This window comes from Psychrobacter sp. P11G3 (genome assembly GCF_001435845.1).
GTDB lineage: Bacteria > Pseudomonadota > Gammaproteobacteria > Pseudomonadales > Moraxellaceae > Psychrobacter.
Window position 1 is genome coordinate 2,877,563 of sequence record NZ_CM003596.1, and the last position, 24,478, is coordinate 2,902,040.

The window sequence follows — 24,478 nt, forward strand, 5'->3', positions numbered from 1 at the left end:
TAAGACGATTTTGACCACATTAAGATAATTGTTAAAAGGTTGCACATACTAATGTGCAGATATTATAAGAAAATCGCGGCCAATAACAAGTCTTTTAACAAGTTATTGGCGTATTCTTTAGTGACAATACACAGACATACTCTATATTGTCACCTTTAGTAAGTTTTATTTACTCGTCATCATCTTTAGAGTTGAACTTAGAGATGATTTCAGCAGCAACTGATTTTGGAATTTCAGCGTACTTTTGGAATTCCATTGAGTAAGTTGCACGGCCTTGTGACATAGAGCGCATTTGAGTGGCATAACCAAACATTTCCGCTAATGGTACTTCGGCACGAATCTGTTTAGTACCGCCAGGTAGATCTTCCATACCCTGTACCAAACCACGACGACGGTTAAGATCGCCCATAATGTCGCCCATGTAGTCTTCAGGTGTTTCAACTTCTACTTTCATTACTGGCTCAAGTAGCGCTGGATCAGCTGCTAAGAAACCTTTTCTGAAGGCCATAGAACCAGCCATCTTAAATGACAATTCATCAGAGTCAACGTCATGATAAGAACCATCATACAAGGTCGCTTTTACGCCAACTACTGGGTAGCCTGCAAGTACGCCGTTTTTCATGCGCTCTTGGATACCTTTATCAACAGCACCGTGGAATTCTTTTGGTACAGTACCACCAACAACTTCTTCAGCGAATTCATATTCAGTGTCGCCAGCTGGATCAAGTGGCTCAAGACGTAACCATACGTGACCAAACTTACCACGACCACCTGTTTGACGTACGAATTTGCCTTCTTGTTCAACAGTGTTACGAATCGTCTCACGATAAGCAACCTGAGGTGCACCGATGTTTGCTTCAACGTTGAATTCACGCTTCATACGGTCAACAAGAATCTCTAGATGTAGCTCACCCATACCACTGATGATTGTCTGACCAGATTCTTCGTCAGTGTGTACACGGAACGATGGATCTTCTTTTGCCAAACGGCCAAGAGCGATTGACATTTTTTCTTGGTCAGCTTTGGTCTTTGGCTCAACAGCTAGAGAGATAACTGGATCTGGGAATTCCATACGCTCAAGAGTGATCACGTTGTCTTCATCACATAGCGTATCACCAGTAGTCACATCTTTCATGCCGACTAGAGCTGCGATATCACCAGTACGAATCTCTGCAAGCTCTTCTTGAGAGTTTGCCATCATCTGTACGATACGGCCAACACGCTCACGCTTCATCTTAACTGGGTTATAAACACTGCTACCCTGCTTCATTACACCAGAATAAACACGTACGAAGGTTAGGTTACCAACGAATTTGTCATTCATGATTTTGAACGCTAGTGCTGAGAAAGGTGCTTCATCTGATGCTTCACGGCTGCCTTCGCTTTCGTCTTTGTCATCAAGAATACCTTTAATAGCAGGTACGTCGATTGGTGCAGGTAGATACTGAATAACGGCATCTAGCATCTTTTGTACACCTTTGTTCTTAAAGGCAGTACCACAAAGAAGCGGGATGATTTCGTTATCGATAGTTAACTGACGAATAGCACCGTGAATTTGTTCTACAGTCAATTCACCGTTTTCTAGGTATTCGTTCATCAACTCTTCGTTTGCTTCAGCAGCGCTTTCTACAAGGTGCTCGCGGTATTCTGCTGCTTTTTCTTGTAGTTCAGTTGGGATTTCGCGCTCATCATACTGCATACCTTGAGACGCTTCGTCCCAATAGATAGCTTTCATGGTCACTAGATCAACAACGCCTTCGAAGTCATCTTCTTTACCGATTGGGATAACCAATGGTACAGGGTTGCCGCCTAAGCGAGTTTTGATCTGTTCGATAACACGATAGAAATCAGCACCAACACGATCCATTTTGTTTACAAATGCAAGACGTGGTACTTTATATTTGTTCGCCTGACGCCATACGGTCTCAGACTGTGGCTGAACGCCGCCTACTGCACAGTAAACCATGCAAGCGCCATCAAGTACACGCATAGAACGTTCAACTTCGATCGTGAAGTCAACGTGACCTGGGGTATCGATGATGTTGATACGGTGTTCGTCAAACTGTTTAGCCATACCTGACCAAAAACAAGTTGTTGCCGCTGAGGTAATAGTAATACCACGCTCTTGTTCTTGCTCCATCCAGTCCATAGTGGCTGCGCCATCATGTACTTCGCCAATTTTGTGGCTAACACCGGTATAGAATAAAACACGCTCTGTAGTGGTTGTCTTACCAGCATCGATGTGCGCTGAGATACCAATATTGCGATAGCGTTTTAGGGGAGTTTTACGAGCCATAGTGTTTTCCTAGGAAAAGTCGTGTATATAATAATGTATTGTGTCTCTACCTCATACTCTATGACAAAGCGTTCAGCTTCGTAATATTACTTACTGATTATTGAGCCTAATACGGACAAAAAAAGAGCAAATACTAAGAATAGTGCGGCATCAAATTTGGGATGCTCTCCAGCAAAAACTGTATTTGTTAAGAGAGACATCTGGATAGATGTCCGCCACCTCAGTCATCAATAAATAACATTTATATATGACCGAATGATGATGGCGGCAATCAATAGAATAAACAACAATGTAAGATTAAATGGCATGAGCCTCTAATCTCAAGCTACTATTAAAAAGTAGCTTAGAAACGGTAATGAGAGAATGCTTTGTTAGCATCTGCCATGCGGTGAACTTCGTCACGCTTTTTCATAGCAGCGCCTTTGCCATCAGCAGCATCATTCAATTCGCCAGCTAAACGCAAAGCCATTGATTTTTCAGAACGCTTAGCAGCAGCTTCAGCTAACCAACGCATAGCCAATGCAGTACGACGGGAGGGGCGTACTTCCATTGGTACTTGATAGGTTGCACCGCCAACGCGGCGAGCTTTTACTTCTACCATTGGGCGTACATTTTCTAGCACTTCTTCGAAGAAAGATACTGGATCTTCAACTTTACGCTTCTCACTTACTGTCTCAAGTGCACCGTAAACGATACGCTCAGCAGTAGATTTTTTACCATCACTCATTACATGGTTGATGAATTTTGCAACAGTTTGGCTACCAAACTTAGGATCCGGTAGGATCTCACGGGCAGCAACGACGCGACGTCTTGGCATAATAAATTTCCTTATCTTCAGGAGTGTCTAACATTCACAACATCGACTACTTATCATTAGGATATAGCAGTGAGTTATCAGTTAGCCTTACTGCATGGTGGTATGTTTTAAGAGCAAATCACAGATATATATTTATATAAAAGCGATATTACTACTGACACCAAACCCATGCACAGTTATTGGGTAGTGCAAAAAGCTTATCTAATAACGTTTAGTTATTAAACTTTAGGCTTCTTAGCACCGTACTTAGAGCGACCTTGCTTACGGTCTTTAACGCCTGCGCAATCTAATGCACCGCGAACAGTGTGATAACGTACACCTGGTAGATCTTTTACACGACCACCACGGATTAGAACAACACTGTGCTCTTGTAGGTTATGACCTTCGCCGCCGATGTAACTTGATACTTCATAGCCTGAAGTCAAACGTACACGACATACTTTACGCATGGCAGAGTTAGGTTTTTTTGGCGTGGTAGTATATACACGAGTACATACACCGCGACGCTGTGGGCACGCTTCCAACGCAGGAACTTTTGACTTTTCCTTGATGGTTTTGCGACCTTTACGAATCAATTGGTTAGTTGTTGCCATAAGGCATCCTTCTCCCGTTTGGTATAAAACAAAAAAATGGGCCAATGCACCATCTATCTGACAATAATTGCAGATTTCGGGGCACCCATTTTTAGGACAGTGTATTATAAAGAGTTGTTGCTGCTATTTCAACCACTTATGAATGGTTTCGCTTTACAACATTTGACAGATATGCATTCAACCTCTCATTGTATCACTTTATCGTTTTTTCGCCGAAAAATAGCGTAATAAATAAAGCAAACAAAGCGAGCTCAAGCATCATTAAGAAAAGATGTTTAACATTGAAATGGTACTTGATAGTAACTAAGTGGTGGTATTTATCCTAATTTTCAAGTCGTGTTGCTCAATCAAACCAAGATAAATACCGTGGTGCTTATAAATATCTAACCCAACTAGCAAATAATATGTTTATTACTTGGCTTTTTTATCAGACGTTTGCTTGTCTGAGTCTTTTTTACTGCTAGTTTCTTCTTCTGAATCATTGCTTTTTTCTTTGTGCTCTGCGTCTTTTTTCGCCTCATTAGTATCAGCCTTTTCTACTTTAGCCTCACTACTGCTGTCATCAGTAATAGCACGATTAGCCAATTTTGCTTCTGGTGCAAAGGTCGCTTGAGCAACGCCAATAACTTCGTCGATCAATTGGCTGTTATAGTGCATGCCGATCGCTACTGCAGTGACAGGAATAAAACGACGAACCCATGATAAATTAATCTGATCTAAATCAATACCTACTTGACTGGCGACTTTGTCTATTTGCTCAGCATAGAAATTTACATTTTTATTTTTCAGACCGAGATTTTTAAGTTCACTATGCAATCCGTTGCTTTGAGCGTTATCAAGCAAACCTTTACCAATACCTAGACCAGCTAGTAGCGCTTGTTTTTCTTGCATCTTGCTCAGATCAGCGTTTGATAGTAGTTCGTACGCCATCTTGACGCCTTGCTTACCTGTTAGTGGCTTATTGTATACAGCAGCAATCTGATAAACCGTACGTAATGAAACCAGTAATAGCCATAATGTATCAGCAAGCAAACCTGGTAGACCTGCCAAACCCGTCAAACCACCCATCATTGCAAGCGCGCGATTTTGGTTAGCAATATCAGTAGCTAGCGCATAACGCTCTTCGTCATCTAAGGTAGCAATATTGGCAAAGCGATGTTCATTAGGTAAGTCGAGTTGACTCCAGTTCGCAGCGAGGTTGGCCACTTGGGCAAATGCGCCATCAACTGTTGATTGAAAAAAACTATTCGGCACAACTTTCTTGGCATATTTACCATAAGTAGCGAAGCGTGGTCCTAATAGTTGCTGCGTAGCCTTTAGTGTTTGCTCACGAAACAAGTCTTGTTGGTAGTCTTCATCGCCTAGGTCGACGGCTTTGTATTGACGCGGTTTGCCTGTTTTGGCGTTTACGCTATCAATCATAGCCCCTACGCGCTCTAAATTGTTTCGAGTGAAAGAGCCAATGGTATTGATGCTTTTAGAAAGAATACTACGCTTTGCCATCGTGATGTCCTTAATATGATGAGTTAGTTTTTTAATATAATTGTATTTTAGTATGATAGTTAATTATTAATAATAATGAATCTATTATTTTAGCCAGTTATCGTAACTGGTGTCAGTGCGAACAATGTTATTAGAATCACAAATTTTGTATCTAAAGTATAATTCCGTCCATAGTCAGTAGTTAGTCTTACTTCTCATCTCTTTACTCAAAACTCAGTCATAAGTGTTATTTTGTCGTTATTTTACACTTGTCCAAAGATTTCCAGTGCTTGATACGTTATCATGTGCCATAACTGAGAGCATAATTGTACACTGAACTTATATTGCCTCTGATAGACCGTTAACAGAGTTTCGTTACCTAAATTCATGCTATCGTTATCTACATAGACTATTTTTTCATTATAATGTTCGAATTAACTCATAGTTAAACATCATATATAGATTTACCACGAATATTGCAACCAACTGCTAGCAAGTCGTTACTTATAAGGAATAGCATATGCGCCGCGTCGTTATTACTGGAGCAGGGATTGTCTCTTGTATTGGACATGATTTAGATACTGTCACCACTGCCCTCAAAGAAGGTCAGTCTGGCATCACATTTAACGATTCTTATGCTGAGCACGAGTTTAAATCACACGTGAGCGGTAGTATCAATCAATCAGAACTTGATACCAGTGGTATCGATCGTAAGCTGAAACGGTTCTTTAGTGACGCCAGTCTTTATGCTTATGTTAGTGCGCTAAATGCGATTGAGCACTCTGGCCTGTCACTTGATACCATCAATAACAACCCACGAGTGGGTGTAGTGGCAAGTTCGGGCGGCGCATCAACAGAAAATATCGTCAATGCTATCGATGCTATGCGCGAAAAAGGTCTACGCGGTGTCGGCGCAATGGCAGTACCAAAGACAATGGGCAGCTCGGTATCAGCCGCTTTAGCAACTGGTCTCAAAATCCAAGGCGTTTCCTACTCGCTCGCTTCTGCTTGTGCGACTTCGACACACTGTATCGGTCATGCTGCTGAGCTTATCCAATTGGGTAAAGCCGATGTGATATTGGCTGGTGGTAGTGAAGCTGAGCATTGGACGCAGTCTTGTATGTTTGATGCCATGGGCGCAGTTAGTACTCAGTATAACGACACACCAGAACTTGCTTCAAGAGCCTATGACAAAGACCGTGATGGTTTTGTGATTGCTGCTGGTGGCGCGATGGTTGTTGTAGAGAGTCTGGAGCATGCTCAAGCACGCGGTGCCAATATTTTGGCTGAAATCGTTGGCTATGGTGCCAGCTCTGATGGTGCAGAAATGGTTGCGCCAAGCGGTGAAGGTGCAGTTCGCTGTATGCAACAAGCCTTAGCCGAAGCGGGTCTAGAAAGTGTTGATTACATCAACAGCCATGGTACTAGTACGCCGCTAGGCGATATTACTGAGCTTAAAGCGATCGCTAAAGTATTTGATAATGACGTCAGTAAAGTACCTGCTATCAGCTCGACCAAATCAATGACAGGTCATAGCTTGGGCGCTGTTGGTGCACAAGAGCTGATTTACTGTCTACTAATGCTACAGGACGGGTTTATCGCTCCAAGTATCAATGTTGATAATTTAGATCCTGCTGCTGAAGGTTTCGATATTGTCACCGAAATGCGTGAAGCAAATCTTGAAACTTTGATGAGTAATAGCTTTGGCTTTGGTGGTACTAACGCTACGCTGATTATCAAAAAGTTTGACGCTTAACCCATGCTTGTATCAAATCACAATACAACTGAGCAGACAGATTCTGCGCCATCGCCAGCTAGCAAACCTAGCTGGCGTTTTGGTGATTTGTCTGCTGCAGAGCTGATGCCGCAGCTACAGCGTCACTTGCTCGACCAAGATATTAAAGCAAACTGGCAGCTTGTTTGGCTTAATAATGATGGTCGACCCGTGATCGGTTTACTCCCAAAAGTCAGTTGGTCTGTCTATCCCAATGATGAGCAGTCTTCTAGTGATTTACCTAATATTTATAAGGTGATTAAGAGTTTTCGCAATACTGACTTAAGTCGCGATACTGATGTAAATAGCGCTGATAATAGCTATGCTAGCACAACCGCTTATATGAGCTATCTAGAATGGCAAGATGAGCTAATCGCTTATAGCAATGCTCAAGAAGTTAATCACGACACCTCATATATCAATAACGAAGAAAGCCCAAAACCCAGTTATCATCATGGGCTAATCGGTTTTATTGGTTATGATATTGCGGCCCATGAGCTAAGCTCTGCTGATAGGATTGAATTGGCAAATCAGCCTTGTGCTTCGTTGGCACATTATGATATTTATCTAACACCTACGGCACATGCTGATATAGGTTGGACGTTAAAGAGTCATCTAACTAACGATGATGTTTCTGAGAATATTGGTCATAAGACAAACGATAATCTTGTAACGACTCTTACCTCTTACCTCGACGAACTGGATCAAAAACTGTCTGATAAACACCTCAATCAGTCACAGTTTAAAGATGTATCAAACATCACTTCCCTAGTTTTAAGTCCGCGATGGAGTGAGCTTGATTATCAACAAGCATTTAATCGCACACAAGACTATCTACAGCAAGGCGACTGCTATCAGATAAACCTGACACAGAAATGGTTTGGCAGACTACCGTATAGCAATGATGTTAGCCAATCAACAGCTGCGCTTATTGACTATTTGCCTGCGCTATATCGCAATACAAAAGCGCCTTTTGCAGGATATATGAGCGTTAAGGGCAATGATGGTGATTACCTAAATAGAAGCAGCAGCTTTAACGCAGACAGCAATCATTTTGAATTGTTAAGCTGCTCACCTGAGTTATTCTTTACATTCACTAGAGAAAAAGACACTGGCAAACATTCTATTCGTACCAAGCCTATCAAGGGAACCATGCCTCGAGGTGGTACTAACGAGCAAGATGATCTGTATAAGCAGCAATTGGTCAATAGCGAAAAAGACCGTGCCGAAAATGTCATGATTGTGGATTTACTGCGTAATGATTTAGGTAAATACGCCAAAATTGGCAGTGTGAAAGTACCACAGTTATTTGCAATTGAGAGTTTTAGCAACGTGCATCATATGGTGAGCACCATTACTGCTGAGCTAAAAGCTGATACTCATCCGTTGGCTGTATTGTTTGGTAGTCTGCCTGCTGGCTCTATCACTGGCACACCAAAAAAACGCGCTGTCGAAATCATCACTGAGTTAGAGTCTACGCCACGCGGTGCCTATTGTGGCACTATGGGTTATATGAATTTTGATGGTAGTGGTCAATGGAACGTTTTGATTCGTACATTGCAAGCCAATGCTTCGTCAGATAATAGCCTTAATGAAGAAAGACACGTTAATCTGTGGGCAGGTGGCGGTATTACCGTCGCGTCTGATTGTGACGCTGAATACCAAGAATGCTTAGATAAAGTAGGTAACTTGTTATCAGTACTGGCTCAAAAAACCTAAGATAGCGAACTCAAATATTATTGCTAATTTGAAATTAAAAAAGCCTGCCAACGTTACGTTAGCAGGCTTTTTTTTAAGACTTATTGATAGTGGTGCGCGTTCTGAATAAAGAGACGTACCTATCAACATTCTATATTAAGCTATCAATATAATGTTATTCAGCAGCAACGCTAGCATCGACTTGCAAGGCTTTTAGAGCATCAATCAAACGGTTGTTCTGCTCTGCCGTACCGATAGTAATACGCAAGTACTCTGCAATACGCGGCTTATCAAAATGGCGAACGATAATACCCTGCTCACGTAACGCACTCGCGACAGCACTTGCATCGCCATCTTTTGGACGAGCAAATACGAAGTTGGCATGTGACGGTAGGACCTTATAGCCCAATGTCGTCAACTCTGCTGTTAGCGACGTACGTAAATCAATGACTTGCTGACGGGTTTGCTCAAAGTATTCAGTATCTAACACACTCGCAGTCGCCCCAACCTGAGCCAACTTATCCAATGGATAACTGTTAAAGCTATTTTTCATACGTGTTAGTGCTTCAATCAATGATGCATTGCCAAAGGCCATACCAACCCGCAATCCAGCAAGCGAGCGTGATTTTGAAAAGGTTTGGGTCACGATAACGTTATCACACTCATTGATTAAACTCACCGCTGAGACTGGAGCATCTGCATTGCTTTCATCTATCTGAGCAAAATCGATATACGCCTCATCAATTACAATGACAGCATTAGAATGCTCACTCGCAAGTTTACGAATATCAGCAAGTGATAATAGCAAGCCCGTTGGCGCATTAGGGTTGGCGATGATAATACCGCTACAAGGCTGACGATAAGCATCAGGGTCAATGCTAAAATCTTCTTCTAGAGGAATCTGTACGAGCTCCACACCGAACGTCTGCGCATATACAGGATAAAAACTATAACCAATATCAGGTGATAGTAGCGGACGCTCTTTTAAAAAGAAACTAGCAAAGACTAAAGCCAAGACTTCGTCCGAACCATTACCGACAAATACTTGATTGATATCAAGGTTGTATGACTGTGCCAATGCAGCACGTAGGTCATTAGATTCAGGAGCAGGATACAAACGTAACTCATCAGCTTGCTGTTCCAAAACCTTGGCAATAGCCTCCCCTACTTTTGGCGAGGGTGGAAATGGGTTTTCATTGGTATTTAGTTTGCATAGATTGTCGTGTTGCGGCTGCTCACCTGGAACATAAGGTGACAAGTTGCGCGCTTTAGACGACCACAGTCTGGTGTCTGTCTTTGACTCACTCATAAATTATCCTACTATTAGCCACAAAGACTATTAAAAATAAATATCAAAAGTAAAAGCTAAAAATTCAAAATCAATTACTGATAACGATAACGAGCTGAACGCGCATGGGCTTCTAAGTCCTCACGCTGCGCTAAAATATCAGCTGTCTCAGCCAGAGGCTTGCTGCCAGATTCACTACAATAAATGATGGATGATTTCTTTTGAAAATCGTACACACCTAACGGTGAAGAAAAGCGCGCCGTACCTGATGTTGGCAGTACATGATTTGGCCCTGCACAGTAATCCCCAATAGCTTCGGGCGTATGACGACCCATAAAAATAGCGCCGGCATGACGAATATCACTCAATAGTGCGTCAGGATTATCAACAGATAACTCTAAATGCTCAGGAGCGATACGATTGATAAGTGCCATACCTTCGCTACGATCTTTTACCAAAATCAGTGCACCGCGGTTCTGCAAGGAGTCACGCGCGATATCTGCTTTTGGCAGTTCAGCCAATGCTTTTTCTATCTCTAACGCTACTTCGTTGAGCTGCTCTTCGCTAGTCGTCACAAAGATAGCTTGTGCAATACGATCATGCTCAGCTTGTGACAACAGATCCATCGCTAGCCAGTCCGCTCTATCTTGTGCTTCGCCTTCTGCATATACTAATACTTCTGAAGGTCCAGCAATCATATCGATGCCAACTTGACCAAATACCGCGCGTTTGGCTGCTGCAACATACTTATTACCTGGTCCTGTGATTTTGTCCACGGCTGGAATCGTCTCAGTGCCATAGGCCAAGGCTGCTACTGCTTGAGCACCACCAATAGTGAAGACGCGATCGACTTGGGCCAGATGGGCCGCTGCCAATACTAACGGATTAAGCACACCTTTAGGCGCTGGTACAACCATGATAACTTCAGTGACGCCAGCTACCTTAGCAGGAATGGCATTCATCAATACTGAAGAAGGATAAGAAGCCAGACCGCCCGGTACATAAATCCCAACGCGATCAAGTGGCGTGACTTTTTGACCCAATCGGTTGCCTAGCTCGTCTTCATACTGCCATGTTTCTTGTACTTGGCGCTCATGGAATGTCTGTACCCGAGTTGCGGCTGTGGTCAACGCTGTCTTTACTTTTTCATCAAGATTGGCAAACGCTTCAGCAAGCGCTTCTTTAGACAACTCTAACTCTTGCATCGACGTTGCTGGATGCTGGTCAAACTGTTGGGTCAATGCCAACACGACGTTATCACCATCAGCACGTACTTGCGCGATGATATCATCGACGGTATGTAGTAGTTCGGCATCATTGACTGTTTCAAAGGCAAGCAACTGTGTCAATTGACTATCAAAATCGGCATCTTGGGTACTTAACTGGCGCATGACCTAATCCTATATCTGAGCGTAAAGTAGTGCTAAAAATGAACGGTTTGGAACTGAGTAAAGTAGGTTTATACGGTAAGAGTATTGCGACTTATTCGATGTCTTCTTGTCTGAATTTTATGGTGATTTTATATTTTCGCAAGCTAAGACAACAAAACCAGTTTAGCACGCTACGTCACTCATAGCCTGCTAAACTGGTTTAAAAATTTGTATAACCGTGCTTTATATTACCAATGACTTGCACTGAATAATTAGCCATTGGCGATACTATTTTTAAAGCTATCTAAGATTGGTTCTAGTAATGCAAATTTGCGCTTATAGCTGACTTGATTGACAATCAGACGTGAGGAAACATCACAAATATGATCGCGTGCTTCAAGCCCATTGGCGCGTAGTGTGTTACCTGTGTCGACCACATCGACAATCAGATCGCCCAAGCCAACCAATGGCGCAAGCTCCATCGAACCGTAAAGCTTGATGACATCAACCTGCTGACCTTGGCTTGCAAAATAAGCACGAGCGACATTGACATATTTGGTCGCGATACGCAGACGACGATTTGGCAGCGGTGCATCTTTCACACCCGCAGTCATCAGTTTACACTGAGCAATCTGCAAATCGAGCAATTCATAAACATGATTGGCACCATGCTCAAGCAGCACATCTTTACCTGCCACCCCAAAGTCAGCAGCGCCATGTTCGACATAGGTCGGCACGTCGCTGGCACGCAAGATCAATACACGCACATTTGGATTTGAGGTTGGAAAAATAAGTTTACGTGACGCTTCAGGATCTTCTAAAAGATCAACGCCAGCTGCACGTAGCAGTGGCATGGTCTCTTCTAGAATGCGGCCTTTTGATAAAGCTAAGGTTAGACCTGAAAACTCATCGTTTACTTCGTTTAATAAACCGCTGGCTGGTAAAGATTTGCTTGTCTCAGTCATAATGACATCGTGTCCATGTGCAGTCCCCTATTGAAAGGGGAATTTTTAATTTATATCGTAATATGGGTAACAGTCGATATTGAGTCAATCAATATTAAGCGTTGGTATTAATACGCTCAATGTTCACGCCTAAGCTACGCAGCTTGTCTTCAACATGCTCATAACCACGATCGATGTGGTAAATACGGTCAATCAGGCTCTCGCCTTCAGCGGTCGCCGCTGCCATTACCAATGACATAGACGCGCGTAAATCCGTCGCCATCACTGGTGCTGCGGTAAAGTTTTCGACACCTCGTACTACCGCAGTGTGACCGTCGACCTGAATAGACGCGCCCAAACGATTGAGCTCTGGTACGTGCATATAGCGGTTTTCGAAAATGTTTTCGATAAAAGTACTTGTACCGTCAGCTAAGCAAGCAATAGCCATAAGCTGAGCTTGCATATCCGTTGGAAAACCAGGATGTGGCTGTGTACGAATATCAACTGCCTTTGGGCGGCCTTTCATTTGCGCACGAATCCAGTCATCACCACTCGTGATAGTTGCACCCATGTCTTCGAACTTCTCTAGCACTGGCGTCAACAATAGAGCAGATGTTTTTTTGGTCAATACATCGCCACGTGTCATCAAGGCACCAGCAAGGTATGAGCCTGTTTCAATACGGTCAGGGACCACTGAGTACTCACAGCCGTGTAGACGCTCTACCCCTTCGATGGTCATCGTTGATGTACCGATACCGCTTATTTTGGCACCCATCGCAACCAACATATTGGCCAAATCTACTACTTCTGGCTCTAAAGCACAGTTGCCTAAGACAGTTGTGCCTTTGGCCAATGCTGCTGCCATGATGACGTTTTCAGTACCGCCAACGGTAATCATATCAAATGAGAAATTACAGCCTAATAGCTTGCCGCCTTTTGGCGCTTGAGCTTTTACATAGCCATTCTCCACACTGATTGCGGCACCCATCGCTTCAAAAGCTTTTAGATGCTGATCAACAGGGCGTGAACCAATCGCGCAGCCACCTGGCAATGAGACTTCGGCTTCGCCAAAACGTGCAAGTAACGGCCCTAGCACCAAGATTGACGCGCGCATGGTTTTGACCAAATCATACGGGGCATAAAAATTATCGATACTCTTGGTATCGCAAGTGACCGTATCATCTTGCTTCTGGATTTTGATACCCATGCCACCGATCAATTCAATCAACGTTCGCACGTCTTGTAGTGACGGCACGTTATGCAGTGTCGTTGGAGTCTCAGCCAATATCATAGCTGCGAGTAACGGCAAAGCGGCATTTTTGGCGCCTGAGATGGTGACTTCCCCTGCGATACGACTACTACCAGTGATTAAAAATTGATCCATAAAGGTGACAACCTAGCGATGAGTATAAAAAATTATGAAAACCAGAACTACAACTTTCAACCATGCATATGGCCGATTCAGCAATATCTAGTCATATAGACAGCTATTTAATTAGCCTTTTGATTGAGCGTCCCACTCAGCAGGCGTCAGTGCTTGGATATTAAGTGCGTGAATATCGCCACTCGCAATCTTATCATTGACTAACGCATATACTGCTTGCTGACGTTGAACCGCGCGTTTGCCTTCAAAGCTGGCATCGACCACGCGTACGTCAAACTTATTACCTTGGTTGGCAGCTTGAATAAAAGCGTCTGGGAAGTGAGTCTGTAAAAATGCGATCAAATCGTCAGCGTTCATGCTCATAGAATAGTCTGCCTTAAAGTTTAGAATAGGGTATAGATTTAAAGTGATGACATTATAACAAGAGTTTGCATATCTTACAGTACTGTCTTACTCAAGTGTGTTTGAGCATTAAGACAGTACTATCAATTAAATGGTCAAAAGTCGTCGATATACATAGTGATAAGCTATTTGAGCGTTTTATCCAAGTAGGTCAATACTTGCGCACGTACATCATTGACCCAGCGCAGCGGCGGTGCCATCGCACCAATACTGGTTGCATGACTAGCCCCTTCTATTTCGCCCGTTTCAACGGTGACGCCTGCTTTTTTAAATGCCTCTGTCATTTTGATTGTATTGGTCACATGTACAATTTTGTCTTTTTCAGCGGTTAATAATAAATACGGCGGCTGTGCACCTTTAATCTGACGATCTGGCATCACCTGATCGGGCGTAGCATTGGAGCCAAATGCCGTTGCACTACTGAACTTACGGAAATCATAGCTATAAGGACCTGCAACTCCGATAACGGTTGCAATATCTGTTGGCTTAATACCATAAGGTGCCAAAAAGTCTTCGTTGGCAACGGCTGCTACTGCATTAAACGCGCCAGCAGAATGCCCCATCACCGCTAGGCGTGACGGATCAGCATGGAGACTGGTCGCATTTTCAATACTCCAAGCAATTGCCTGAGCTGCATCTTTGACATAATCAGGATAGACGTGCTCAGGCGCTTTACGGTAATTAATCACTGCGGTGACATACCCTGCTTTGGCTAAGCTCTGACCGACAAAGGCGTATTGTTCTTTATTGCCGCTCTCCCATGAACCGCCGTGGACAAATACCACCATAGGATAGCTGGTATTAATAGCACTTTGAGATTTCATTGCTTGTGCTAGCGGTTTTGGATAATAGATATCTAGGTCTTGTGAAGGCTGATCACCGTATAAGATATCCTTACTTACCCCAACGCCACCACTAGAAGTAATCCCATTGACGATAGCCAACGGTGATAATGCCTGTGCGTTTTGCGTGGCTAACGCGATACTGCCCAATGCCAATATTGCCGCACCACCAAGTCTCAATGTTCGTGTTTTCTTATGAGCAGGTTTATTGTGTATGCCTACATTACCAATGACGCTTGTTTCTTTATTTGGTTGTATATTTGCCTGTGAATCCTTCATGACCAGTATCCTATTATATTTATTTATCAATCAGTAGTAACAGGCTAACAGCGATAATGGTTCATCCATTAGCCAATGATGTGTTTGATATTAGTATCGTTGGCTAATGCGCTGACTCTGCTACGTTTTACTATTGATATAGTACTCACTGGCTGAAGATTTCTCGTGCCTTTACTGTTATCACTATTTAGGCTTATTGTGATTAACGTCATTTATTGCATGGCGAACTAAAAGTTCTTACTGATTCTGATAAAGGTCAATATAAGGGCTTGAAGACGGCTGCGTAGTAGTAGCCTCTTCTTCCGTTATGACAATAGGCGTTGCCGTACTGATAGTAGTATCTTGAGCAGCTGGCGCTACTGCAGGATTGGCCAAATTATTCTCATACATGATGTCATCATTATTTATTTTGACCCCTCTATCGTCAACGACAGTTGTCAGCAATACCAACTCAGTGACCCCAACGGTGCCATTAGCGATATCAATCAGATGACTCTGCTGAGTGGGTGTCATACGGCCCATAATGTAGACCACGCCATTATTAGTAACGGCTTTAATTTGTGAGGCACTCACACCATCGCTAGCAGCTATTTTGGCCAGCAGCTTTGAAGTGATATAGCCATCATGAACCGTCGAGCTATACCCTTTTGATGCACTCACTTCCATCTCATTGTAGACACGGCGTACATCTGGCATAGAACTAACGACTTTCTCTACTTCTGCTTTGAGCGTTTCAGTTGGCACTTCACCTGTGAGCAGTACTTCGCTATTGAAGCTATCGATACCCATACGGCTGGTTTGCTGCAGGTTTTCTTTTAACCCGTATACATTGATTTTGGCAGTATGTTCAATACTACGATCGAGCAGACGCTGCGGAATCGTGCGCTCAGTCATTGGCACGCCGTAAGTCCCTTCTGTACTGTTGGTCAGATAGTTGGTGGCACAACCTGTACTGACAACGCAGGCAGCAATCATAATGCCAGTCGTAATACGGCGTGGTGAACCAAAAATAGCAGTGCGCAAATGCATCCGTGTCATTATTTACCTCTTAGAACATGGTTGTGACAATTTTATAAATTGAGCAAATCTTAATCTAGGTCGTGTCTTTATTTTGAAGAAAACACGCCCTAGTAGTAACGAGCTAAAAGTAGCTATAAGCTAATACTGTATCTGATTTATAGGAAGTTAACTATAACCGCTACTTTACTTAATTTTGGCCATCAGCGGTTAGCTTTTTAGTAACGAACCTTACTTGTCAGATATGGTTAGATGCTTCATTTGGCAGCATCTATCTCAATTATTCTATTACCAAGCACTGGCTATAAAAGCATTTTGAATCCATTCTGGTTGATTGTCTAACTGCTCATCTTTTAGACTCAACTCATTCATTGTGTTGTAAGCAATGACATCAAAGCGGCAATCATAATGAGCATATTCAGGATACTGCTGCAAAAAGGACTGCGCTGTCTTAATAACTTTACGCTGTTTGCTGGCTGTCACACTGAGTGCTGCATCGCCATAATTCGAGGACTTGCGCTGGCGAACTTCAATAAATACTAGTGCTGACCATGCTGAACCTGTCTCAATCATGACCAGATCCAGCTCACCTACTTTTGGCTGTTGCCAATTTTGCGCAACCAACCTCAACCCTTGCGCTTGTAAATACTCACACGCCTGCTGCTCAAACAGGCTGCCTTGGCGTTGTTTTGGTGAGGTTAAGATTAAGGGCTTATGATTAGGCATAAGGTTAATTGGTCTGATTAACATTTGAGAATTATCATAGCACAACATGCTAAACTAGCCACTTCTGCACGTTCTACTCTCAAAATCTATCGGTTCCCTCACCTATTATTTGACTGAAAAACCATAGATAACGACTGTACATACTAGCGCACTATTGTTTTTTAACGTCTTTTTAACGACCCGAGGTTTTCATGTCTACCCCTACTGCGATGCCAGCTTGTCTCTATATCGTTGCCACGCCGATTGGCAATATGTCCGACATGACATCGCACGCAATTGATGTCTTAAAGCAGGTCGCCATTATTGCCTGCGAAGACACCCGCACCTCAGGTAAACTACTGTCACATTTTGGCATCGATACCAAAGGCAGCAAAGGTGACGAGACAAAAGACTCAGAGACTCGTCCTGCCAAAAGTAGTGTCGAAGATGATGATACGACGACAAAGCAAAAAGGTCACAATAAGCTATGGGCCTATCATGAACACAATAGCGCCATTCAAACGCCCAAAATTATTGAAATGATTGAGCAAGGTCATTCGGTTGCCTTGATTAGTGATGCAGGTACACCTCTAGTCAGCGATCCAGGTTATCAACTGGTGCAAGCCGCGCATGAAGCTGGCGTGACCGTATCACCTATCGTTGGAGCTTCTGCTGCAATTGGCGCATTGTCAGTAGCAGGGTTACCATCTGATCGATTTAGCTTTATTGGGTTTTTGCCCGCCAAAACACATGGTCGTCAAAAACAGCTGAGCGATCTAATCGCACGTACCGAAACTTTAATCTTTTATGAAGCGCCGCATCGCATCGTAGCTAGTCTAGAAGACATGGCAACGATATTTGGTGCAGACCGCGCAGTGACTTTTTGTCGGGAATTAACTAAGACGTTTGAGACGGTACATAAGAGCACCCTTGGCGAGTTGGTTGAATTTGTCAAAGCAGATGACAATCAACAACGCGGTGAGATAGTCGTGGTGGTCGCTGGCGTCGGTGTGGCAAAAGACACTGACGACATCAGTACGCATGATAAATTGCTACAGCGTTTGTTGGAGGATTTGTCAGTCAAAAAAGCAGCCGCACTGGCCTCTGACATCACTGGTGTAAAGAAAAATGCACTTTATCAGCGTCTACTAGAGTTGCAAGCAGACTAGTTTTTAATAATAAAAAGATAACCATTTATAAATGAATTGAGGAGAGATAAGCAATGTACGATGTAATGGCAATAGGTAATGCGTTGGTTGATCATGAATATGTGCTGTCAGATGCGGCACTAGAAGAGACCGAGTTGACCAAAGGTAATATGACGCTGGCAGAGTTTGAAGAGCAGCAGCAACTACTGGCTTACTTTAAACTGGCTGAGATTGAGCCATCAAAACAAGCAGGCGGCGGATCTGCAGCCAACACCATGTTTACCTTTGCCAGCTTAGGCGGTAAGCCTTTTTATGCTTGCCGCGTCGGTGATGATGATCAAGGGGCGTTTTACCTCAGAGACTTGCATGAAGCAGGTGTCGCGACCTCAGACAAATCTATTCATGAAGGCGGTGTGACCGGCTCATGTGTGGTTGCCGTTACCGAAGATGGCGAACGCACCATGCAGACTTATCTTGGTACCTCAAGTGAGATTGCCGCTGACAATGTTGATTTTGACGCATTGACACAAGCAGATTGGCTATATATCGAAGGCTATCTGGCGATGTCTGAGAGTATCCAACCAGCGATGACTCAATTACGTCAACAAGCCGGTATTCATAATGCAAAAATAGCAGTGAGCTTTGCTGACCCTGCAGTAGTAAAATTTGCCAAAGATGGTTTGCTTAATATGCTCGGCAATAAAGTCGCAGTGATATTCTGTAATAGCGAAGAAGCTAGACTGTTTACAGATAAAAAACAAGTCAAAGCAGCGGCGCGTGCCCTGCTTGAATATTGCCAAATTGCTGTCGTCACTGATGGTGCCAACGGTGCGGTCATCGCGCACCAGCCTAATGACGAGGCAGAAGTTGAAGTGCATGACGTTGCCACACCAGCAGTGGCCAATGTCATCGATACCAACGGTGCAGGTGATAACTACGCTGGTGCTTTCTTATATGCATTATCGCAGCAGTATAGTCTGCCAGAATGCGGTCGTCTTGCCAGCGAAATATCAGCACAAGTTATTCAGCAGTTTGGACCGCGTCTTGCCTCGCACGATTATCGAGATATCGCGCAGCGTGTACTGTCTGCTTAATCGTTAAACACATCTATTGGACGCAAAACAAAAAGCCCATATCAAATCGATATGGGCTTTTTGTTTATATTAGACTTGTTCAAACAGTTTGCTCAATTAATAGATGCTCTTTGTATTAAGCAGAAGCTAATGCTTGGGCAAGATCGGCTTTGATGTCTTCGATATGTTCGATACCAATCGACAGTCGTACCATGTCCGTACTGACGCCTGCATTTTCTAGCTCTTGCTCATTTAACTGACGATGCGTGGTCGTCGCTGGATGGCATGCTAGTGACTTCGCATCACCAATATTTACCAGACGAGTAATCAGTTGCAGCGCATCGATAAAGCGCGCTCCTGCTTCGAGGCCACCTTTAACACCAAAGGTCAAAATAGCAGAAGGCGTGCCCTTCATATATTTTTTGGCAAGCTCGTGCTCAGGATGGTCAGACAGACCTGCATATTTCACCCACGCAACTTTGTCATGGTCACGCAAATATTCTGCGACGGCTTGTGCGTTCTGCCCATGACGCTCCATACGTAAGCTCAGCGTCTCCATACCTTGCAAGATGCCAAAGGCATTTAGCGGGCTAAGTGCTGCCCCAGTATTACGTAGTGGCGCAACGCGGGCACGGGCGATAAAGGCTGGTGCGCCTACATCTTTGACGAAGTTTACTCCATGATAGCTGTGATCTGGCGTATTCAACAGTGGAAAACGCTCAGGATAATCACCCCAAGCAAACTTACCGCTATCAACAATCGCACCACCAATTGATGTACCCGTTCCACTCATATACTTGGTCAATGAGTGAATCACGATATCTGCACCGAACTCAAATGGACGGCATATCGCAGGCGTCGCCACCGTATTATCAATCACGACAGGCACACCGTATTCGTGAGCGACATTACTAAGCGCTTGAATATCGACGATATTACCTAGTGGGTTACCGATACTCTCTGCAAACACCATTTTAGTCTTATCATCGATTAGATCACGAATGGCTTCTGGGTCTTTATGATCAAAGAAGCGCACTTCGATACCTTGACGCGGCAATGCATGGGCAAACAAATTGTAAGTACCGCCATATAGCGTTGATACAGCGACGATATTGTCGCCTGCTTCACAAATGGTCTGAATCGCATAAGTAATGGCAGCCATACCAGAAGCTACGGCAAGCGCACCAATACCGCCTTCTAACGCAGCTACACGCTCTTCTAGCACCGCGTTGGTTGGATTCATGATACGAGTATAGATGTTGCCTGCGACTTTTAAATCAAACAGATCTGCACCATGCTGAGTATTATCAAACGCATATGAACTGGTATGATAAATAGGCACGGCGACTGCTTTGGTCGTTGGCTCTACACTATAGCCAGCATGAATCGCTAAGGTCTCAAGACGTTGAGGGGTTACTGATTGTTGGGCTGTTTGCTGGTCTGCTGATCCGTCACTCATAGTACATTCCTTTATTTTGATAAAAGATGATTTGTTGACGACGTATCGCTCAAAAATCACCTTAAAAAGCTGTCTGCTAAATCATAGCAATAAAAAAAGCTGAGTTCATCTTAACTCAGCTTCTTTATTAAAAGAATAGCAAAATACTCATCTCTTCATGACAAATATTAATAAGCAGCAAACCAAATAGGTATAGCTATACTAGAGATATGGCCACCTTTATAGCAGCCAATTGCTTTTAATTGTTTTTTACTTTATTTATAGTAAGCATTCTCTGTACGAGTATGGTCAGTTTCATCAACCACTTGGGTCAATTCTGGAATTTGCTGTTTTAGCTGCACTTCAACGCCTTGACGCAGAGTCATATCAACCGCTGAACACCCTTGGCAACCACCACCGAATTTCAATACAGCGGTTAAACCAATGCCTTCTTCATCAATCAGTTCAAGTAACTGTACGTCACCGCCATGCGCTGCCAAGCCAGGGTTGATCTCTGACTGCAATACATAGTTGATGCGCTCTTCGACACTAGCATCAGCGCCTACTTTAGGTACTTTAGAGTTTGGCGCGCGGAAAGTCAGCTGACCACCAAAACGATCTTTATTATAATCGATGACCGCGTCTTCTAAATAAGGTACTGACGCCGCCTCAATAAATGCAGAGAAGTTTTCATACGTAAAACGCAAGTCAGCGCTGTCTTCTTCGCCCGGCTGGTTATAAGCCATGCAGCACTCTGCACGCGGCGTACCAGGATGCTCAACGAAAATACGCACACCGATACCATCGGTATCTTGCTTAGATAACAAATCTGCCAAGTAGCCTTGAGCTGACTCAGTAATAGTGATGTTGCTTTTTGCTTCGACTTGCTCGGTATCTAGGGCTGATTCATAGCCAGCAGTTTGGTCTAGTTGGTTATCAGCTTGGTTTTGCTCACTCATAATGTTTCCTATGCGTTATGACACAAACGCTATATCTATTATGGCTACTGTGTCGTGAATTTGGATTTTTAAAATGTTTACGATTTATATAAGGCATACAGACTGGCAATGATTGATATTTATTATTGTATGACATTGTCCGACATGAGTATAAAGTTTAATCCGTCTATAGCAGTCATTATACCTGAATCACACATCAATTCCGACCACGCTACTGTGAATTGAAGTGAGGCTATGGCAAATGGTCGTCATTGGTTTTTTTAATGATGCTAACAGGTGGTAAAGCAACTCAATATGTAAACCATGACAAATAAACACACTGAATGATTGTGTAGGCTGCCAAGTTATTCTCTATATAAAGACAGCGGCGCCATTTATCAAGCGCACTCAGCGTTTTCGATATGTCATACCGTTCACATCTAGTCCGAGCAAGTCATCTGGTTTTGACGTAGTATTGATAATTTGAATGATTTTATGCATTAGCGTTATGAGCATGGTAACTTTTAATTGTCTTGTATAACTATCAGCTTGTATAAATATCGACTTGTATAAAGATTATGTGTTTTTTAGATAGGATCATTTTATGATGACACGGACGTTGCACCTAGTAACTACCAAGGATGATGAGAAAATTGCCGTTTGGAAGGTAGTTGATAATTCAGAAGAAGCTACGATAGCTAACACGTCAGAAAACAGCCTGCCTGACATCACACCGCAAAACATATTTTTGACGCATGGTACGTTTTCTGACAAGCAAACTTGCCTCAAAATCGCTGAATATTTTGCAGGGCTTGGTCATCACTGCTACATCATGGAATGGCGTGGGCATGGTGATAGCTCGCTACCGAAAGAAAAATTCAACTTTGAGACCGTCGCCACTTACGACTATGAAGCGACTTTTCGTTATTTCTTTGAAGAATTAAAACTCGATAACCTGCACTGCGTTACTCATAGTGGTGGCGGTGTTGGCCTGACCATGTTTCTTATTCAAAACCCAAGCTATATCGATAAGGTCAATAGTATAAGTATGTTTGCCTGCCAAGCTTTTGGGGCGGCGCAAGACTCGACCAGCTACGCAAAAATACTTACAGCCAAGATAGTCACTCGGTTGGTCGGCTTCATACCAGCTAAGCAATTCAAGGTAGGCCCTTTTAACGAAAGCTACTATACGATGACCCAGTGGTATGACTGGAATCTGCAAAAAAACTTTAGAAGCAGTTTTTTGAAAAAGGCTAATTTTGAGAAAGGCAGGACGAATATAGACGAAGTGAACGAAAGCATTAGTCAGCAGAAAAGTACTGGCGATAACTTTATTGACTATCGACATCATATGGCTCAGATTACCATTCCTGTTTATTCTATTAGCGCGAAAGGCGATACCTTCATCTCCCCTACTCGCGGCTGTCGTTTGTTTTTTGATGGCTTTAACAACTCAACCAATGTCTTTCGAGAATACTCGCTTAGTAACGGCGATTTAGATGATTATACGCACAGTCGCATCATGATCAGCCGCAATGCTGCCACAGAGATCTGGCCAACGGTGACGGCATGGATAGAGAAGCATGCCCGTTAAAGCATATGTATCGATTGGACGGTTTCGATAATGACACACCCCTAAACATCTTTATACTTGTCAGAAAGTCATGGGCTGTGTCAGTATTAGCGTCATTAATTTTTAATCAATAAAAATAAGTCGTAGGAAGTTGGCGTCTATGAGTGAATTATCAGAGCAACAGTCAGATAAGCAGAACCTAGATCAAAAAAGCAGTAAACACTATCGCTATCTAGTCTTTATCGGTCGCTTTCAGCCGTTCCATGCTGGTCACAAAGCCGTCATCGATGAGGCATTAAAACGCTCAGACGAAGTGATTATGCTCATTGGCTCAGCCAACTTGCCACGTAGCTTACGCAATCCATTTAGCGTCGCTGAGCGTGCCGCCATGATTAAAGGCGCCTACTCTGAAGAAGAAGCCGCACGCATTCACTGTGTTGGCTTAGATGACGCACTTTATAATGACACCCGCTGGCTACAGTATGTGCAAGCAGGCGTAAAATCTGTCACTGGCGACTTGCAGACGGATATTGGCTTGATTGGTCATTCAAAAGATAGCTCATCTTACTATCTGTCATTGTTTCCCAACTGGGACTCTGTGTCAGTGCCCAATTATCATAACTTATCAGCCACGCCGATTCGCGACAGCTATCTGATGGGTGCTACGCCGACACCTGAGCGTACGCCTGAGTCTACGCGCAACGTCCTCGATGCATTCAAACAAACTGACGATTATCATCAGCTGCATGAAGAAGCAGACTTTATTGATAAATATAAAAGACAGTGGGAATCAGCACCATACCCGCCTACCTTTATGACAGCCGATGCATTGATTGTACAGTCGGGGCACATTCTACTGGTTGAGCGACGCAGTATGCCAGGTCGTGGACTCTGGGCGCTGCCGGGTGGATTTTTAAATCCAAAGGAGACGCTGTTTGATGCTTGTATCCGTGAGCTACGTGAAGAAACTCGCCTCAAGGTGCCTGAGCCAGTACTGCGCGGCTCCTGCCATAGCCAACATACCTTTGACGACCCATATCGCTCAGCGCGTGGTCGCACCATTACTCAAGCGTTTTATTTTCAACTCAAAAACGATCCAAAAGGTCTGCCAAAAGTAAAAGGCGGCGATGATGCGACCAAGGCATTTTGGCTACCCTTGGCAGAGCTTGATGCAAAAATGATGTTTGAAGATCACTATGCAATTATTACTAAGATGGTGGGCTTGTAGTTCGTTGCTAATCGTTTTTTCTAGTAGCTTTCCTTAGTAGTCTTTTTTAGTAGCTTTTTCTAATAGCTACTTGAGCAAATTGTAATCAAAACAGCTATCACTAAATAACGCACTAATGATTTGATACCAACGCCGATAGACGGCAATCAACCGCCGCCACTGTTCTTTTATTAAAGCAGCTGCGGCATT

20 protein-coding genes are annotated in these 24,478 nt (G+C 43.4%); 6 read left to right on the forward strand and 14 right to left on the reverse strand.

Features of this window, described 5'->3' with window-relative positions:
• Positions 1–169: 169 nt before the first annotated feature.
• The 4 genes from fusA to AK824_RS11630 form a co-directional block, all read right to left on the reverse strand.
• On the reverse strand, positions 170–2,296 hold the full coding sequence (gene fusA, locus AK824_RS11615; RefSeq protein ID WP_057761733.1) for an elongation factor G: 2,127 nt from the start codon (positions 2,294–2,296) through the stop codon (positions 170–172).
• A 343-nt stretch (positions 2,297–2,639) separates the two neighbouring features.
• Complete coding sequence (gene rpsG, locus AK824_RS11620) at positions 2,640–3,113, reverse strand: 30S ribosomal protein S7 (protein WP_057761735.1); 474 nt, start codon at positions 3,111–3,113, stop codon at positions 2,640–2,642.
• A gap of 218 nt (positions 3,114–3,331) precedes the next feature.
• On the reverse strand, positions 3,332–3,706 hold the full coding sequence (gene rpsL / locus AK824_RS11625; protein WP_011281154.1) for a 30S ribosomal protein S12: 375 nt from the start codon (positions 3,704–3,706) through the stop codon (positions 3,332–3,334).
• Between the two features lie 411 nt (positions 3,707–4,117).
• Positions 4,118–5,209 carry an EcsC family protein gene (locus AK824_RS11630; protein ID WP_057761737.1) on the reverse strand — a complete coding sequence of 364 codons (1,092 nt, stop codon included), beginning with the start codon at positions 5,207–5,209 and terminating at the stop codon, positions 4,118–4,120.
• 499 nt (positions 5,210–5,708) lie between these two features.
• On the opposite strand from AK824_RS11630, the gene AK824_RS11635 reads away from it, so the two are divergent.
• A complete protein-coding gene (locus tag AK824_RS11635; RefSeq protein ID WP_057761738.1) occupies positions 5,709–6,944 on the forward strand; it encodes a beta-ketoacyl-ACP synthase II in 1,236 nt (411 codons plus the stop codon).
• Positions 6,945–6,947: 3 nt separating this feature from the next.
• Positions 6,948–8,681: an anthranilate synthase component I family protein gene (locus tag AK824_RS11640; RefSeq protein WP_057761740.1), complete on the forward strand. Its 1,734-nt coding sequence runs from the start codon at positions 6,948–6,950 to the stop codon at positions 8,679–8,681.
• Positions 8,682–8,835: 154 nt separating this feature from the next.
• Here the strand turns inward: AK824_RS11640 and hisC are convergent, their stop codons facing one another.
• The 8 genes from hisC to AK824_RS11680 form a co-directional block, all read right to left on the reverse strand.
• Positions 8,836–9,969: a histidinol-phosphate transaminase gene (gene hisC, locus AK824_RS11645; RefSeq protein WP_057761742.1), complete on the reverse strand. Its 1,134-nt coding sequence runs from the start codon at positions 9,967–9,969 to the stop codon at positions 8,836–8,838.
• 74 nt (positions 9,970–10,043) lie between these two features.
• Positions 10,044–11,339, reverse strand: a complete 1,296-nt coding sequence (gene hisD, locus AK824_RS11650) for a histidinol dehydrogenase (protein ID WP_057761744.1) — start codon at positions 11,337–11,339, stop codon at positions 10,044–10,046.
• 251 nt (positions 11,340–11,590) lie between these two features.
• Positions 11,591–12,283, reverse strand: a complete 693-nt coding sequence (gene hisG, locus AK824_RS11655; RefSeq protein WP_057761746.1) for an ATP phosphoribosyltransferase — start codon at positions 12,281–12,283, stop codon at positions 11,591–11,593.
• Positions 12,284–12,377: 94 nt separating this feature from the next.
• Positions 12,378–13,646, reverse strand: coding sequence for a UDP-N-acetylglucosamine 1-carboxyvinyltransferase (gene murA / locus AK824_RS11660; protein WP_057761747.1), 1,269 nt, complete (start codon positions 13,644–13,646; stop codon positions 12,378–12,380).
• A 111-nt stretch (positions 13,647–13,757) separates the two neighbouring features.
• Entirely contained in the window at positions 13,758–14,009 is a 252-nt protein-coding gene (locus AK824_RS11665) for a BolA family protein (protein ID WP_057761749.1), read from the reverse strand.
• A 164-nt stretch (positions 14,010–14,173) separates the two neighbouring features.
• Complete coding sequence (locus tag AK824_RS11670; RefSeq protein ID WP_082624648.1) at positions 14,174–15,169, reverse strand: alpha/beta hydrolase; 996 nt, start codon at positions 15,167–15,169, stop codon at positions 14,174–14,176.
• A gap of 237 nt (positions 15,170–15,406) precedes the next feature.
• The gene (locus tag AK824_RS11675; protein WP_057761752.1) at positions 15,407–16,207 is read right to left on the reverse strand and encodes a BON domain-containing protein; all 801 of its coding nucleotides are present in this window, start codon (positions 16,205–16,207) and stop codon (positions 15,407–15,409) included.
• Between the two features lie 267 nt (positions 16,208–16,474).
• Positions 16,475–16,960: a YraN family protein gene (locus tag AK824_RS11680; RefSeq protein WP_057761754.1), complete on the reverse strand. Its 486-nt coding sequence runs from the start codon at positions 16,958–16,960 to the stop codon at positions 16,475–16,477.
• Between the two features lie 143 nt (positions 16,961–17,103).
• On the opposite strand from AK824_RS11680, the gene rsmI reads away from it, so the two are divergent.
• Positions 17,104–18,060 carry a 16S rRNA (cytidine(1402)-2'-O)-methyltransferase gene (rsmI, locus tag AK824_RS11685; protein ID WP_057761756.1) on the forward strand — a complete coding sequence of 319 codons (957 nt, stop codon included), beginning with the start codon at positions 17,104–17,106 and terminating at the stop codon, positions 18,058–18,060.
• Between the two features lie 53 nt (positions 18,061–18,113).
• A complete protein-coding gene (locus tag AK824_RS11690) occupies positions 18,114–19,133 on the forward strand; it encodes an adenosine kinase (RefSeq protein ID WP_057761758.1) in 1,020 nt (339 codons plus the stop codon).
• Positions 19,134–19,248: 115 nt separating this feature from the next.
• Here the strand turns inward: AK824_RS11690 and AK824_RS11695 are convergent, their stop codons facing one another.
• Entirely contained in the window at positions 19,249–20,571 is a 1,323-nt protein-coding gene (locus AK824_RS11695) for an O-acetylhomoserine aminocarboxypropyltransferase/cysteine synthase family protein (RefSeq protein ID WP_057761760.1), read from the reverse strand.
• A gap of 254 nt (positions 20,572–20,825) precedes the next feature.
• The gene (nfuA, locus tag AK824_RS11700) at positions 20,826–21,509 is read right to left on the reverse strand and encodes a Fe-S biogenesis protein NfuA (RefSeq protein WP_057761762.1); all 684 of its coding nucleotides are present in this window, start codon (positions 21,507–21,509) and stop codon (positions 20,826–20,828) included.
• Between the two features lie 583 nt (positions 21,510–22,092).
• On the opposite strand from nfuA, the gene AK824_RS11705 reads away from it, so the two are divergent.
• Both AK824_RS11705 and AK824_RS11710 read left to right on the forward strand, forming a co-directional pair.
• Positions 22,093–23,082, forward strand: a complete 990-nt coding sequence (locus AK824_RS11705) for an alpha/beta fold hydrolase (protein ID WP_057761764.1) — start codon at positions 22,093–22,095, stop codon at positions 23,080–23,082.
• A 139-nt stretch (positions 23,083–23,221) separates the two neighbouring features.
• Complete coding sequence (locus AK824_RS11710) at positions 23,222–24,289, forward strand: bifunctional nicotinamide-nucleotide adenylyltransferase/Nudix hydroxylase (protein ID WP_057761766.1); 1,068 nt, start codon at positions 23,222–23,224, stop codon at positions 24,287–24,289.
• The last annotated feature ends 189 nt before the right edge of the window (positions 24,290–24,478 follow it).